The following is a 15393-nucleotide window of genomic DNA, read 5'->3' on the forward strand; positions in this document are numbered from 1 at the left end:
TCACACCGTGCGCCGCAGCGCCGTGACTTCGATCTCGATCTTCATTTCCGGCTTGTTGAGCTGGCAGACGATCATCGTCCCTGCCGGCCTGATGTCACCGAAGGTCTCGCCGAGGATCGGGAAGACGATATCCACGAAGGCCTGGTCGGTGATGTAGTAATGCGCCCGCACCACGTCGGCCATCTCGAAGCCGCCGTCCTGCAAGGCCTTGGCAATCGTCGCCAGGCAATTGCGCGTCTGCGCCTCGACCGTTTCCGGCATGGTCATGGTCGCATAGTCGTAGCCGGTGGTTCCGGAGACGAAACACCAGTCGCCCTGCACCACCGCGCGCGAATAGCCGGCGGTTTTCTCGAAAGGCGAACCTGTGGAGATGAGTTTGCGCATGGAGCCTCGCGATGGTTGCGCTCATCCTGCGGGGAAAGGGCGGGGCTGACCATGGGCCAGAGTCGGCCGATTGTTGTTACGACTGGGGAGCACCACTTTGGAGATTGGCCGAACCCCTCACGTCTTCGTCATCCTATGGCGAAGCAAGGAGCGAAGCGACGCGGCGCAGACCATAGGATGCCATGACATGACATTCGGGCTACGCAACGGTGCAGAATTCTGGTCCCGCTGTAGCCTTCGGCTAATGTCGCGGCATGGATCCTCGGGTCAGGCCCGAGGATGACGAAGGAACGAGGTGGAACCCTAATTCCCCGAGCTCATCGCCTTGTCCAGCGCTTCCTTCACATCCGCCGGCCAGGTCTTCACCGCCGGCCACGCGTCCGGCTCCGGCTTGTCGCCGCGGCGGGCGAAATAGAGTGTGTGCTTGGCCGGGTCGACCGCCATGAAACCGTCATTGCCGCCGCAATCATGCGGCACGCAACCGCTGGCGTAGAAGGCGCCGGACGCCGTCTTTTCGGTGCCGCCGCCGACCAGAAGGCTGGTCGCCATGTCGGGCATGTCCTTGCCGAGCAGCGTCTCGGCCGCCTTGTAGACGGCCTCATTGTGGAAGGCGTCGATGATGTTCTGGTATTTGGCCGGATCGACATCTTTCCAGTCGGTGCCGGGCTCCGGCATATAGCTGAGATTGCCCGAGGTGGTCAGCCCGTCCGTGGGCGACCATTTCAGCGCCGGCTTCGATTCTCCGGGCAGGAGATAGGGCACGAAATAGAGGGCGTTGTCCGACACGGCGGCCGGCGGCGCGCCGCATTCGTCCTGCTCGACCGTTGTGGTCTGGATGGTGCCGCCTTCCGGCTTCCACACGATCACCTTGGCCGGACCGCATTGGTTGCCGCCATCGCCGACATCGACCAGCGCCACGTTGACGTCGCCAATCTTGACGATTTTGTCGAAATAGACGTCGTAATTGCTCGCCAGCTTCTTGCCGTCATAGGCCAGCACCTTTTCGCCGTCCTGTTCCGGCTGGGTGATGGTCAGCTGGCCGCCCTCGAACGGGATCGGCGCCTGCTTGTCGTCGTCGGCGGGCGCCGCATCGGTGGTGCTCGACGATCCCTGGTCAGTTGCCGGCTGGTCGCCCGCTGCCGGGGTCTGTCGCGCGGCGGGCGTCTGGGTCTGGGCATAGGTGCTCGTCGTGGGCAGCAGCATCAACACCAGCGCCGAAGCGCCGGCCAGAAGCGAGCGTGTCATGACCGTCCTCCGTTCACCGCCATGCCGGCCATCGGCGCCGCTTCGCCAGCCGTTCAGATCCGGCCGTTCAGGCCCAGGGGCGCTGCTCGGCGTTCTTCTTTTCGAACGAGTCGATGGCGCCAACCTTCTCCATGGTCAGGCCGATATCGTCGAGCCCGTTGAGCAGGCAGTGGCGCTTGAAGTCGTCGAGGTCGAAGGTGACCACGCCGCCATCCGGTCCACGGATCTCCTTGGCTTCGAGGTCGACCGAGACCGTCGCATTGGAGCCGCGCGAGGCGTCGTCCATCAGCTTCTCCAGATCTTCCGGGCTAACGGTGATCGGCAAGATGCCGTTCTTGAAGCAGTTGTTGTAGAAAATGTCGGCGAACGAGGTCGAGATGACGCAGCGAATGCCGAAGTCGAGCAGCGCCCACGGCGCATGCTCACGGCTCGAGCCGCAGCCGAAATTGTCGCCGGCGACCAGGATCTGCGCCTTGCGATAGGCCGGCTTGTTGAGCACGAAGTCGGGGTTTTCCGAGCCGTCGTCCTTGTAGCGCATTTCGGCGAACAGGCCGCTGCCTAGCCCGGTGCGCTTGATCGTCTTCAGATAATCCTTGGGGATGATCATGTCGGTGTCGACATTGACGATCGGCATCGGAGCGGCAACGCCGGTGAGCTTGGTGAACTTGTCCATGGGTCTGCCCGTCTTCTTTTCGTTGCGGGGGATTGCTGGCGCACGGTTTACACAAAGCCGCAGGCAAATAAAAGGCAGCTGTTTGCGCCCGCTCTTGGCCGCCGATCACAAGATCGGCACGCAAGGCTTCAAAACTAGCCGCCCGTGGTGCACCTTGACGGCATGACAACAGCTTCAAAAGTCCTCTACGCCAGCGAGCCGACGCTCGGCATCGCCGAATTCCGCCGCGTGCTGGTCGAATCCGGCCTCGGCGAGACGCGCCCCGTCGACGACGGGGCCCGGCTGAAGAAAATGCTTTCCGGCGCCAACCTGGTGCTGACGGCGCGTCTCGATGTCGAGGGCAAGCCGCTGCTTGGCGTCGCCCGTGGCCTCACCGACTTTGCCTGGGTCTGCTACATTTCCGAACTCGCCGTCTCCCAATCGGCGCAAGGGCTCGGCATCGGCAAGGGCCTGATGGACGAGGCGCGCCGGCAGCTCGGACCATCCGTCGCCATCAGCCTGATTTCGATGCCCGACGCTATCGGCTTCTATGAGCGCATCGGCATGAAGCGCATGCCGGACGCCTTCTGGTTCGGCCGCAAGGGCTGACGCTTTCAGCGGACGCAATCGCCCCTCCTGCGGCACGCGGCTCACCATCTGCCATGGCGGCTTCGTCCGGGCGGCGGCTTAGAGCAGCTTCAAATCACATTCAACTCCCGAAACGCCCGCCCCTCGGCCACCCTTCCATACCCAAAGGCCGAGCAGTCCACCGTCCTGTACCCGCCATGCACGATCAGCTCGGCCAGTGCCTTGCCGACAGCCGGCGCCTGCTGCAGGCCGTGGCCCGAGAATCCGTTGGCGAAGAGGAAATTGGCAACCTCGGGATGCGGACCGATCACTGCGTTCTGGTCGAGCGTGTTGTAATCATAGTGCCCGGCCCAGGCGCGCGTCGGCTTGATCGCCTCGAAGGCCGGGATACGCGTCGCCAGCACCGGCCAGATCACCTCTTCGAACAAGGGCCAGTTGACCTCGAAATCCTTGGGATCAGGAGCATGATCGCCTTCCTCCGGCTCGGCGCCGCCGGTGAGATAGACCGAGCCTTCGGGCCGCACATAGATGCCACTCGGGTCGACCAGCAGCGGCATGTCGGCATATCTCTCGCGCGCCTCGAAGACGAAGACGTTGCGCTTGCGCGGCTCGACCGGCAGCACCAGCCCGGCAAAAGCAGCGACCTTGCCGGCATTCGGGCCGGCGGCATTGACGACGATGCCGGCTTCGAGTTTTTCACCGTTATCGAGGCTCACGCTCACAACACGGTCGCCCTGCCGCTCGATGCCGGTGACATCGGCCGTAATGAAATCGATCTTTTTAGCCCGCAGTGCCTTGCGGAACAGCATCAGCAATGCATGCGCGTCGAACCAGCCCTCGCCGGTGCGGCCATAGGCGCCGGCGGTGATGCCTTCGGCCGACAGCCAGGGGAAGCGGCGCACCAGTGCTTCGGCGTCCTCGAGCACGATGTCGGCGCCCTCGGCGATCTGAGCATCATAGTTTGCCTTGAGGGTCGGCAGGCCGTTCTCGCCGGCCAGAATGAGATAGCCGCCCTCGCGAAAGCCGATATCGGCATCGGCGCCAAAGGTCTCCTTCAGCTGCCGGAACAGTTTCAGCGTGAATTGCGACAGGCGGATGTTCTCCGGGATGGAAAATTGCTGGCGGATCGAGGCCATGGACAGCGTCGTTGCCGCATGGGCGAATTGCGGGTCGCGCTCGACAAGCGCGATGGAGCCCGTAAAGCCTTCCTCGCGCAGATAGTAGGCAACCGAGGAACCGACGATGGCTCCGCCGATGATGACGATGTCGTAGCGCACTTTTTTCTCCGTTTCGCCGCCTGCATCCTTTACGCAACCGGCAGCGTGATCTCGAAGCGCGTGCCGCGTTCGGAGTCAACCAGCCTGATCGTGCCATCATGCGCTTTCAGGAGGGCCAGCACGATGCCAAGCCCCATGCCGGTGCCGCCGGACTCGCGGCGCGTGGTGAAGAACGGCTCGAAGATTTTGGCCCGGTTGCTCGGCGAAATGCCGGCGCCGTCGTCGCTGACAAAAATAGTCGCCTTGCCGTCCGCGCTGGTCGCCGAGAGCGAAACCGCGGTGGCGCCGTGCCGCGCCGAATTGTCGATGAGATTGGCAAGCACGATGGCCGCGTTTTCGCCGGAGATGCTGAGGCCGATGTCGCCGCCGGCCTCGACGCTTGCCGTCAGCCTGTTTTCGGCCGGCAGCAGCGCCAGTGCCGCACCAATCGAGGTGGTATCGCCGCTGGGGGCAAGGTTTTCTGCACGTGCCAGGTCGAGCAGGCGGCGTACCAGCAGATTGAGCCGCCCGGCATCGGTGACGATGTTGTTGGAAAACCGCCGCCGCTCGGCCTCGTCCATCGTCGAACCGGAATCGCGCAAAAGCTCGGCCGCGCCCTGCATCGCCGTCAGCGGCGATTTCAGCTCATGCGAGACATGGGTGGCAAAGGTCTGGATGCTGTCGGAGCGCGCCTGCAGCTTCTCGGCCATGTCGAGGAAGGCCGTGGAAAGCGCGGCCATTTCGCGCGTACCGTGGTGGTCGAGCGGCCGCATCGCGGTACGGTCGCCGGCGGCGATGCGCCGTGTCCGTTCGATCAGCCCGTAGATCGGCCGGCTGACGGTGCGCAGGAAGACCAGCCCGATGAGCAGCGTGCCGCCGAGAATGGCGATGGCCGCCAACGTCACCTTGCCGCGCTCTCCATAGAGATGCTTGACGATGTTGTTCGGCGTTCGCGACAGATAGACCACGCCGGCGACCTTGTCGTCGACGGCGACCGGCATGGCGACGAAGACGCGCACCTTGGTGCCGCGGCTGACCGAATAGAGGGGTGGCGCCGGCTCCTCGGGGATCCGCAGCCTGAGCGCGCTGGCGTAGCGGCCGGAAAGCGCTGCGCGAACCTCCCCGACCCCGCCAAGCGACAGCCCGACCTCTTCGCGTCCGGCGATGACCACGCCCCTGGGGTCGAGCAAACGGAAGCCGGCCAGCGTGGTCTTTTGCGTTTGCGTAAGGAGGCCTGACAGGCGCGCGCCGATTGCCGCGAAGGCCGGATCAGCATTGGCGGCGACGGCAGCGGGCCGGGTTGGAAGAACATTGTCCGAAGCGAGATCGAGGGTCGGCTCGATCGGCCGGTAGGATGTATCGGCTTCGTCGCTCCGGCTCTCAGCGTCGCTTCCCGACGGCGGCATCGGCACGCCGAGTTTCCCAAAAGGAATGCCGGCCTCGCGCACATCCTGCGCATAGATGGCGGCAAGCACGGCACCTTGCGCGATGAGCTCCGCCTCGGTCTGGCGGATCAGCTGGTTCTCGTAGAGTCGGAAGAAGAACAGGCCGACCAGCGGCAGCGCCATCACCACGACCAAAATGGCAATGACGACCGTGGCAAGGCGCGGCCGCCATTTGTCGGAGGTCACGCGCCGCACCGGCCGAGCCGGAAGCCGACGCCGTGCACGGTCTCGATCGCGTCGGCGCAGCCGGCCGCCGCCAGCTTGGCGCGGATGTTGCGGATATGGCTGTCGACCGTGCGGTCGGCGACATGGATGTTGGCGGCATAGGCGCTGGCCATCACTGCCTCGCGGGCAAGCACATGCGCTGGCCGGGCAAGAAATCCTCTGAGGATGGCGAATTCAATCGAGGTCAGCGCCAATGCCTTGCCGTCGAAGCTGGCGCTATGGCTGGCCGGGACCAGCACCAGCCTGCCATGCGAGAACTGCCGCTCGTCGCTCTCGGCTGGGGCCGCGCGGGCGCGGCGCAGGATGACGTTGACGCGCGCGACCAGCTCGCGCGGGCTGAACGGCTTGGTGACGTAATCATCGCCGCCCATCTCCAGCCCGAGGATGCGGTCGATCTCTTCATCGCGCGCCGACAGGAACAGCACCGGCACGTCGGAATGTTGCCTAAGCCGCCGGCAGACCTCCAGCCCGTCCATCTCCGGCATGCCGATATCGAGCACGACGAGATCGGGCGCTCGGCGTTCGATCGCCTGCAAGGCGGCGGCGCCGTCGGATACCGAAACCGTCTTCATCCCCGCCTTTTCCAGCGCGAAGCAGATGATCTCGCGGATGTGCGGATCGTCGTCGGCGACCAGGATATTATGCGGCATCGATCAGCGGCCCGGCACGTAGGGTTCAAAAACGGCGGGATTCGCGAGCGCGCCGTTCCTGTCGAGATAGCGCAGAAGTCGCCAGTCGCGAAAGCTCCAGGCGCGCCAGTTTCTCTGTATGGTGCGATAGCGGGCCTCGGTCATCGCGTCGACGCCGTCGCGGCGGTCGGCGAGGAACACCTTCTGTTGATGGTCGAAAAAGCGATCGAGGGCCGGCAGGGCGCTGGGGCCAAGCGAGCGCACATACCAGAGATCGAGGCTGGTGCCGGGGCCGTTCATTTCGTAGGAATGGTCGACATTGTAGTTGGCAATCAGCGCGGCGAAGTTGATGTACGAGCAGGCATAAAGCGTCGCCGATAACGTCAGAAGATTGGCGGACAGCAGCCACTCGCTGGATTTTCCGAGCGCGATGCGGGCGATAATCAGCGCCAGGCCCGCAGCCACCAGCCCCATCCAGACAAAGGCGGCGATGCGCAGATAGGTCAGCGCGTAGATGCCGACATAGAGGTCGAGCCGCAGGATCGAAGAAATGACCAGCACGATGTTCTGCGCCACCCAGGCATAGACCAGCCGGCGGATCAGCGGATCATTGGAGGTTTCGCTGCCCGGCCGCAGCGCCGCCAGCACGAAGCCCGCGGCAAGCAGCGCGGTCACGATCAAGGGATAGGCGCCGCGATGCGCATAGGCGGCGTAGGTCAGCCCGTCGGGGAGGGCGACGCCGCCCCAGAGATAGGTGGCGTCGAGCCCGGTCTGCATCGCAAACAGGATGTTGAACACGATCAGCGCGCGCAGGATCGCGGCCTTGCCGAAGACGATGTCCTCGATCGTGGTGACGGACTTTGTCGGCGGCGGCGCAACGGGAGGCACGGTCAGCGCCAAACGCGGCAGGCGACGAACAATGCGCGGCAGGCGGGGGCGCAGAAAGGCCCAGACGCCGGCAAGCACCAGCAACCAGAAGACCAGCCGCGCCGGCTGGATAAGGTCGAGCAGCGCGAACAGGTCGATCAGCGTGAACCAGTATTCGATGACCGGGTTGGCGGCGCCGAACAGGGCCAGGAACACCGCGCCGAGCGCCAGCGGCATCACCCAGACGGCGATGGCCGCCAACCGAATGCGCCGCAGGCCAAGCCGACGCGCCGCCTTGCGCCAGCGGAAGAAGTCGCGAATGAGCCGGAACGGCGCGGAGAGCAGGAAGACCGAGAGCTGGCCGGCGATGCGGGCAAGGCTGGAACGCAGCCGTCCGGCAAGCGAAAGCGCGAACACCGCCAGGCCCACAAGAGCGATCGAGACGGATAAGGGGCTGACGTTTTCGACCAGCGGCAGTAGCGCGACGAGCAGGGCGGCGGGTTTGAGCCAGAGCCTGGCGTCGCTGAAGGCCGAAGGATGCACGGCCACGATCGCACCGGCGATCAGGATGGCGAACAGCAGGAAATTGATGCCTGCGGGCTGGCCGTAGAACAGAAAATCCGCCAGCGCGACCAGCAGCACGGCGAGGCCGAAGCGGCTGCAATAACTCGGGATAGGCAACGTCGTCATGAGCGGATGGTCCTCGCTTGTGCCGCGCGGCCGGCATAGCGCGGCCGCGATCTCGGGACGAAGGGCAGCAGGCACGCCGTCGGGCGGACCTTTGGCGGATCGACGAGCCACCAGCCTTCGCTGCGCAGTCGCCAGGGCAGGGACCAACGGAGTTTTGTTCGCTGTTGCATGCCGCCTGTCTCGCAGGCAGGCAGGGAAGAGACGCGGCGGATTGGAGGAGGTTTTCCGCAATTGCGTGCAGTTTTCGTGCAGGATCGGGCAATAGCCCGCATCCTTTCGGGACGTTGGCTCATCTCCAACGCGTCAGCTCTGTGCTTGCCTCAGCCTTCGGCAGGCGGCATAGATCGGGCATGACTGAAACCTACCGCCCGCGCCGCTCGGTGCTCTACATTCCCGGCTCGAACGACAAGGCGCTGGCCAAGATCGCTTCGCTTGCCTGCGACGCCATCATCATCGACCTCGAAGACGCCGTCGCACCCGCCGACAAGGTCGCGGCACGGGAAAAGCTGGCGGGCATCCTTGGCGGCCGCCCGAAGTGGCGCTGCGAAATGATCGTGCGCGTCAATGCGCTGTCCAGCGAATGGGGCCTCGACGATGTGCTGGCGGCGGCGAAGGTCGAGGCCGACGGCATCCTGTTGCCCAAGGTCGTCAGGCCGCGCGACATCCTCGAGGCCGGCGACGTGCTCGACGACAATTTCGCCCCGGATACGGTCAAGATCTGGGCGATGATCGAGACGCCGAAGGCCTTGCTCAACATCGGCGCCATAGCCGAACTGGGCCGCGACCCGGCCTCGCGGCTCGCTTGTTTCGTTTCCGGAACGAATGATCTGATCAAGGAGACCGGCATCTTGGCCACGCCGGACCGGCGCTATCTCATGCCCTGGTTGATGCAGATGGTGCTGGCCGCGCGCGCCGGCGGTCTCGATATTCTCGACGGCGTCACCAATGATTTTCGCGATTTGGATGCCCTGGCGCGCGAATGCGCGGAAGCCGCCGCCATGGGGTTCGACGGCAAGTCGCTCATCCATCCGGCCCAGATCGAAGCCGCCAACCGTGCCTTTGCGCCGTCACCCGAAGCCGTGGCCGCGGCCCGCGCGGTGAAAGAGGCCTTCGCGCTTGCCGAAAATGCCGGCAAGGGTGTGATCGCGCTGAACGGCAAAATGGTCGAGCGGCTGCATCTGGCGCAGGCCGAAAAACTGCTGGCGAAGGCGGCGGCCATCGGCGCATGATGCCCGCGTAGAGCGCGGGCCATAGGTACTCACGACAGGAACTAAAACATGAAACTCTACCGCTTTCTGTCCGCTCCGGACGACAACACCTTCTGCCACAAGGTGACGGCGGCGCTGAACAAGGGCTGGCACCTGTTCGGCTCGCCGACCTACGCCTACGACAAGAAGACCAAGACCATGCGTTGCGGCCAGGCGGTGGTGAAGGACGTCGATGGCCAGGAATACGGGCCCGACACCAAGCTCAGCGACTGGTAGTCACTGAGGCGCTCAACATTCGTCATCCTGGGGCGCAGCAGTCGCGAAGACCCCGGGAAGACGACGGGATAGGCGCGCGCCACGCTCTACTGAAAATTCCGCCCCTTGGGCATGACGCTTTCCGCCTTGCCCGACAAGGTTGCGATGTCCTGTCCGGCCGGCATGTTGCGAGTAGCGGGCGGGCTGGAGCGATCCGGATTTGCCGGTCTCGCCGGGTCACTCTTCGGATCGGAGCCTGGATGGCCCGCGGCCTCCTCCAGCAACGCTGACAGCCAGGGTGTCAGATCCTCGACCTTCTCCGCGACGATATGGATGACACCTGATTCCGACTGCAGCTTGCCGGTGACGCGGATGAAGCGCGCGCCCATGACGATGGGCCGGAAGCGGGTGAAGGTCCTTTCCCAGAAGATGATGTTGGCAACCGAATGCTCGTCCTCCAGCGTCAGGAAAATGGCGTTGCCTTTGCCGGGACGCTGGCGCACCAGAACGAGGCCGGCGACGGATACTCGCCTGCCATCCCGGACGGACAGGAGGCGCGCATTCGGCGTGACGCCAGCGCGGTCCAGCCGCTCGCGCAGGAAGGCCACCGGATGCGCCTTAAGCGACAGGCCGAGCGAGCGGTAGTCATGGATGACATGCTCGCCGAGCGGCATTGTGGGCAGCCTCGTCTCGGGCTCCAGCTCGCGCAGACGGATATCCTTCTGGTCGAACAGCGGCAGTTTTTCGGCCGCACTCTTGCCGTCGAGCGCCCGCACCGCCCACAGTGCCGCGCGGCGGTCGAGGCCGATCGAACGGAAAGCGTCGGCCTGTGCCAGTTTCTCGATCTCGTCGACATCGAGGCCGGAGCGCAGCCAGACGTCCCTGACGGTCTCGTAGCCGGAGCCGCGCCGGTCGACGAACTGCTTCATGCGATCCTCCGACAGGCCCTTGATCTGGCGGAAGCCGAGCCGCACGGCATGGTGGGTGCGGATGACGCCGCGCATTTCGGCATGGCGTGAGAGGATGCGGGCGGGATCGAAAGAGGAGTCCTCCAGAGTGCAGTCCCAGATGGAGAAATTGATATCGACGTCGCGAACCTCGACGCCATGGTCGCTTGCGTCGCGGACAAGCTGGGCCGGCTGGTAAAACCCCATCGGCTGGGAATTAAGGATCGCGGCGCAGAACACGTCGGGATAGAAGGTCTTGAACCAGCAGGAGGCATAGACCAGCAGCGCGAAGGACGCGGCATGGCTCTCGGGAAAGCCATATTCGCCAAAACCCTCGATCTGCTTGAAGCAGCGCTCGGCGAAATCCTTCTGGTAGCCCCTGCCGACCATGCCGTCGATCATGCGCTGGCGGTAATTGCCGATCGTGCCGGTGCGCTTGAAGGTGGCCATGGCGCGGCGCAATTCGTCGGCTTCGCCCGGCCGGAAGCCGCCGGCGACGATGGCGATCTTCATCGCCTGCTCCTGGAACAGCGGCACGCCCAGCGTCTTGCCGAGGATCTTCTCCAGTTCTGGCTTCGGATACTCGGGCTTTTCCTTGCCCTGCCGGCGACGCAAATAGGGATGAACCATGTCGCCCTGGATCGGGCCCGGCCGCACGATCGCCACTTCGATGACGAGGTCATAGAAACTCTTCGGCCGAAGGCGCGGCAGCATCGACATCTGGGCGCGCGATTCGATCTGGAAGACGCCGAGCGTATCGGCGCGGCAGATCATGTCGTAGACGTCCTTGTGCTCGGGCGGGAGAGTGGCCAGCACATAGGGTTGGCCATACCGGTCCCGCGCATCCGGATAATGATCCGTGAGCAGGGTGAAGGCGCGCTTCAGGCAGGTCAGCATGCCGAGCGCCAGTACGTCGACCTTGAGGATCTTCACCGCATCAAGGTCGTCCTTGTCCCATTCGACCATCTTGCGCTCCTCCATCGCCGTCTTGACGATGGGCACGATCTCATCGAGCCGGTCCCTGGTGATGACGAAGCCGCCGACATGCTGGGAGAGATGACGGGGAAAGCCCATGATCTCGTTGGCGTGCTCGATCACCTGCCTGGCCAGCGGATCGCTGCGGTCGATGCCGCCGGCGCTCGCCTCCTTTTCGCCGAGCTCCGAGGTCGACCAGCCCCAGATCGAGCTGGACAATGCACTGCGGACATCCTCCGACAGGCCCATGGCCTTGGCGACCTCGCGCAGCGCCGAGCGGCCGCGATAGCTGATGACGGCGGCGGCCAAAGCGGTACGCTTGGCGCTGTATTTTTCGTAGATGTACTGGATGACGATTTCGCGCTTCTCATGCTCGAAGTCGACGTCGATGTCGGGCGGCTCGTTTCTTTCCTCGGAGATGAAACGCTCGAACAGCGTGTCGATGCGGTCCGGCCCGACTTCGGTGATGCCGATGCAGAAGCAGACGATGGAATTGGCGGCGGAGCCGCGACCCTGGCAGAGGATATTCTGGTTGCGGGCGAATTTGACGATGTCGTGGACGGTCAAAAAGTAGCGCGCGTAGTTCAGCCGTTCGATCAGGGCGAGCTCTTCCTCGATGCGCTGCGTCACGGAAGCAGGGACGCCCGCCGGGTAGCGCGTGGCGGCCCCCTCCCTGGCCAATCGTTCAAGCTCGGCCTGCGGCCCAAGACCCGATTCCGTCGGCTCGTCGGGATAGTTGTATTGGAGGTCACTCAGCGAGAAGCTCAGCTCCCCGGCAAAGCGCAGCGTCTCCGCCAGCGCCTGCGGATGCCTGCGGAAAAGCCGGGCCATCTCGAGCGACGGCTTCAGATGGCGCTCGGCATTGGCCGTCAATTCCAGCCCGACTTCGGCAACGGGTGTGTTGAGGCGGATCGCCGTCAGCACGTCCTGCAGCGAGCGGCGTTCGGCGCTGTGGTAGAGAACATCGTTGGTCGCCATCAGCGGCACGCCGGTCATGTCAGCCATGCTTGCGGCCTGCTCGATCCGAAAACGGTCGTTGCCGCGATAATCCGGCGCAACGGCAAGCCGAAGCGCTTTGCCGAACCTGTCCTTGAGCCGGCTAATCAAGGCAAGGCTGTCTTCGACGCCCATCTGCAGGTCGGGCAGGATCGCCAGCGACAGCAGGTCGCCCCATTCGAGGAGGTCGGAAAACCTGAGCAGCGTCGCGCCCTTCTCGTTCTCGTCGCGCAGATTGGCCTGCGTCAGCATGCGGCACAGATGCCCCCAGCCCTTGCGGTCCTGCGGATAGGCGAGGATGTCGGGCGTGCCGTCGCCAAACACCAGGCGGCAACCGGGATGATAGGCAAGGCCTTCGACCTTGGCCTGCTGCCAGGCGCGCACGACGCCGGCTACCGTGTTGCGGTCGGCCAGCCCGATCGAGGAGAAGCCAAGGTACTTTGCCGCCACCACCAGTTCCTCCGGCTTCGAGGCGCCGCGCAGGAAGGAGAAGTTCGACTGGATGCCGAACTCGGCATAGGGGATGGCGGCCAGCGCATTCATGCGAAAACCCCGTGCATGAACCAGCGCGGCGGCACCTCGGAAGCACCGTAGAGGCCCTGGCGATAGAGCCAGTAGCGGCGGCCGTCGCTGTCCTCGATGCGGAAATAATCGCGGGTCGGCGCCTCTTCCTCGCCTGGCTGCCGGCGCCACCATTCCGGCGCGATGCGTTCCGGCCCTTCGGCGCGCGCGACGCGGTAGAGCGCGCGCCGCCAGCGGAAATTCATCGGCGGTCCCTCCGGCATTTCGGTGGCCGGCACCTCGATCGGCTCGGGCGAGCGGAACAGCCGGATCGGCCGCTCCGGCGGAAAGACGGTCGCCGGCGGGGTGTTACGCTGCCTCGGCGGTGCGCGCCTTTGCGGCGCTTCCGAAAAGGGGACAGTGGTGACGGCGCGCTCCGGCAGATGGCTCTCGACGACAACCGGCCTCAGCACCGCGGCTTCGCCAAGGCGGGCGCGGATGCGGTCGGCGAACAGCGCGATGTCGGCGTCGCTGTCCTCCGCCTCGCCGGCAAGGTCGGCCTGCTGCATGTCGAAGGCGGCGGCCGACAGCACCGAAAGGCGCACCAGGTCGAAACCGTAACCGGCATCGATGTCCTGCTCCAGCGCGGCAAGCCTTTCGTGGAACAGTTTCTGGATCAGCACGGGCTCGCGCAGGGGGCGCGAGGTGCCGACAGCGATGCGGCTGACGGCGCCGTCGACGCGGAACAGCAGCAGCGCCAGCATCCTGGCGCCCTCGCCGCGGCGTTCGAGATCGCTCTTCAGCGCCCGCGCCAAAAGGCTCACCAGCCGCTCAATGTCGGCGGTCAGCATGATGGGTTCGGAAAGATGGCGTTCGACCGACAGCGGCGCCACCGGCAGGCGCGGCGACACCGCCTCGTCGAGGCGGCCAAGCGCCTGGTCGAGACGCAACAGCAGCGTGGCGCCGAAGCGGCGGGCAAGCGGGGCGCGCGGGGCCGCCATCACCGCGCCCGCCGTGCGCAGCCCGACGCTTTCCAGGCTGGCGCGGATCTCGGGCTCGATGCGGAGTGCTGCCAGCGGCAGGGGCGCCAGAAGCGCCTCCTCCTCGCCGCCGGCGACGATGCGGTCGCCGCAAAAGCGCGCCGCCGCCCAGGCGGCACCGGGCGTCGCGGCCAGCCCGGCGCGGACGTCAAAACCCTGATGGAAGAAGCGCGTGAGGATCTCGTCCAGCATCGTGCGTTCGCCGCCGAACAGATGGGTGCAGCCGGTGACATCGAGGAACAGGCCGTCGGCACCGTCGAGCGCCACCAGCGGCGTGTAGCGGTCGCACCAGTCGGCGAGGCCTTCGAGCAGGCGGCGGTCGGCCTCCGGATCGGCTTCGACGATATCGATCGACGGATGCATGGCGCGCGCATCGGCGATGCCCATGCCGCGCTTCAGGCGCAGCACCTCAGCCCGCTCGTCGAGGGCTGATATGCGCTGGGCGTTGCGGTCGCGATGGCTGATCACCAGCGGCAAATGATCCGACGGTCGGGAACGCCAGGACCGCCCCAGACGCTGGCGCAGGATGCGTTCGGCGGCCAGATGCGGGAACCACAGCGACAGGATTCTCTGTTCTTTCCTCAAAAGCGTGTTCATTGGGGTTCCACTCCAGTGTGAATTGACCGGGCAGAGCGGTGCGGCTCTTGCCGATGCTGACGGTGAAGGCGGGGCGGCCGATCGAGCCGGCGAGCGGCCCGGCAATGGTGTCGCGGCTTGCCGAGGGTGCGGCCGACACGATGAGGCGCACGGGTGCTGCGGTGGGTTCTGCCTCGCCGGCCTGGCGCAAAAGCAGGACCGGCCGGCCGGCGTTTTGCGCCCGCGCGTGCAGACGCCTTGTCGCGGTGAGGTCAAGCCGCTGCGGGCAGCCGCGGATTTCGAGGATGACGGCGGCGAGCGCCGTCATGCGGGCGGCCTCCTCGGCGATCCACAGCGCATCGACAAGTTTTGGCGCCTCGGAAAACAGAAGCTGTTCCGGTTCGATGCCGAACAGGCCATGCAGCCCCCTGGCATAGGGAAAACCGGCCTCGCGGAAAATTTCCGATGTGCCGATCCAGAGAACCGGCAAATGCGGCTCTTGCCTGAGGATCAGGCTGGTGAGCGACAGGGCAAAGCCGGCGACGGCCCCGGCGTCGCGGGTTTCCAGCCCGTGGATTTCGCTCAGTGCCGCCTTCGGCAGACCGCCGCTGAGCGCTGTATCGAGACGCTCGACACCGGTACGCAAAAATGCATCCGGCGAGGCTACGGCAACGCCGCGCCGGAGAATTGTGATCTCGGGCGTGCGTTCGGGCGCGATACCGCTGGCATCGGTGTCAGCGCGCGCGTCAGGCCGCGTGCCGGCCGGCGCCGCCAGGCGCTCGGGCAGCGTTCCCTCGATCTTCGCGATCTGGCGGCGCAGGGCAAAAACGGTCTCCCGCGCCACGGCGGTCATCGCCATGACGGTCAACTTTCAGCAGCATTGTTCCTGTTATGTTCCTATAGATTCCAGAGGG

13 protein-coding genes are annotated in these 15393 nt (G+C 65.2%); 3 read left to right on the top strand and 10 right to left on the bottom strand.

The window, feature by feature from the left end; all coding sequences use genetic code 11:
- The 3 genes from A6B35_RS03615 to leuD all read right to left on the bottom strand — a co-directional run bounded on the left by A6B35_RS03615 (position 1) and on the right by leuD (position 2302).
- On the bottom strand, positions 1-384 hold the full coding sequence (locus A6B35_RS03615) for a RidA family protein (RefSeq protein WP_006202723.1): 384 nt from the start codon (positions 382-384) through the stop codon (positions 1-3).
- Between the two features lie 303 nt (positions 385-687).
- Positions 688-1629 (bottom strand): hypothetical protein, encoded by a 942-nt coding sequence (locus tag A6B35_RS03620; protein WP_006202724.1) that lies wholly within the window; start codon positions 1627-1629, stop codon positions 688-690.
- Between the two features lie 67 nt (positions 1630-1696).
- Entirely contained in the window at positions 1697-2302 is a 606-nt protein-coding gene (gene leuD / locus A6B35_RS03625) for a 3-isopropylmalate dehydratase small subunit (RefSeq protein WP_006202725.1), read from the bottom strand.
- A 162-nt stretch (positions 2303-2464) separates the two neighbouring features.
- Between leuD and A6B35_RS03630 the strand changes: the two genes are divergently transcribed.
- Positions 2465-2890, top strand: coding sequence for a GNAT family N-acetyltransferase (locus tag A6B35_RS03630; RefSeq protein ID WP_006202726.1), 426 nt, complete (start codon positions 2465-2467; stop codon positions 2888-2890).
- An 89-nt stretch (positions 2891-2979) separates the two neighbouring features.
- Here the strand turns inward: A6B35_RS03630 and A6B35_RS03635 are convergent, their stop codons facing one another.
- From A6B35_RS03635 to A6B35_RS03650, 4 genes are read right to left on the bottom strand one after another with little or no spacing between them, the layout of a single operon-like run.
- On the bottom strand, positions 2980-4146 hold the full coding sequence (locus A6B35_RS03635; protein ID WP_006202727.1) for an NAD(P)/FAD-dependent oxidoreductase: 1167 nt from the start codon (positions 4144-4146) through the stop codon (positions 2980-2982).
- Positions 4147-4175: 29 nt separating this feature from the next.
- Positions 4176-5693 (bottom strand): sensor histidine kinase, encoded by a 1518-nt coding sequence (locus A6B35_RS03640; protein WP_100084786.1) that lies wholly within the window; start codon positions 5691-5693, stop codon positions 4176-4178.
- A 59-nt stretch (positions 5694-5752) separates the two neighbouring features.
- Entirely contained in the window at positions 5753-6445 is a 693-nt protein-coding gene (locus A6B35_RS03645; protein ID WP_006202729.1) for a response regulator transcription factor, read from the bottom strand.
- 3 nt (positions 6446-6448) lie between these two features.
- A complete protein-coding gene (locus A6B35_RS03650) occupies positions 6449-7981 on the bottom strand; it encodes a DUF4153 domain-containing protein (RefSeq protein WP_006202730.1) in 1533 nt (510 codons plus the stop codon).
- A gap of 350 nt (positions 7982-8331) precedes the next feature.
- Between A6B35_RS03650 and A6B35_RS03655 the strand changes: the two genes are divergently transcribed.
- Complete coding sequence (locus A6B35_RS03655) at positions 8332-9210, top strand: HpcH/HpaI aldolase/citrate lyase family protein (RefSeq protein WP_006202731.1); 879 nt, start codon at positions 8332-8334, stop codon at positions 9208-9210.
- A gap of 48 nt (positions 9211-9258) precedes the next feature.
- Entirely contained in the window at positions 9259-9465 is a 207-nt protein-coding gene (locus tag A6B35_RS03660; RefSeq protein ID WP_006202732.1) for a DUF1737 domain-containing protein, read from the top strand.
- An 86-nt stretch (positions 9466-9551) separates the two neighbouring features.
- Here A6B35_RS03660 and A6B35_RS03665 read toward each other — a convergent pair whose 3' ends face one another.
- From A6B35_RS03665 to A6B35_RS03675, 3 genes are read right to left on the bottom strand one after another with little or no spacing between them, the layout of a single operon-like run.
- Positions 9552-12905: an error-prone DNA polymerase gene (locus tag A6B35_RS03665; RefSeq protein ID WP_006202733.1), complete on the bottom strand. Its 3354-nt coding sequence runs from the start codon at positions 12903-12905 to the stop codon at positions 9552-9554.
- Entirely contained in the window at positions 12902-14371 is a 1470-nt protein-coding gene (locus A6B35_RS03670) for a DUF6504 family protein (RefSeq protein ID WP_040582918.1), read from the bottom strand. The genes A6B35_RS03665 and A6B35_RS03670 overlap by 4 nt, the downstream gene beginning before the upstream one ends.
- Positions 14313-15338 (bottom strand): ImuA family protein, encoded by a 1026-nt coding sequence (locus tag A6B35_RS03675; protein WP_040582914.1) that lies wholly within the window; start codon positions 15336-15338, stop codon positions 14313-14315. Before A6B35_RS03675 ends, A6B35_RS03670 begins: the two co-directional genes overlap by 59 nt.
- Positions 15339-15393 lie beyond the last annotated feature (55 nt).

Source organism: Mesorhizobium amorphae CCNWGS0123, from assembly GCF_001686985.1.
Classification (GTDB): Bacteria; Pseudomonadota; Alphaproteobacteria; order Rhizobiales; family Rhizobiaceae; genus Mesorhizobium; species Mesorhizobium amorphae.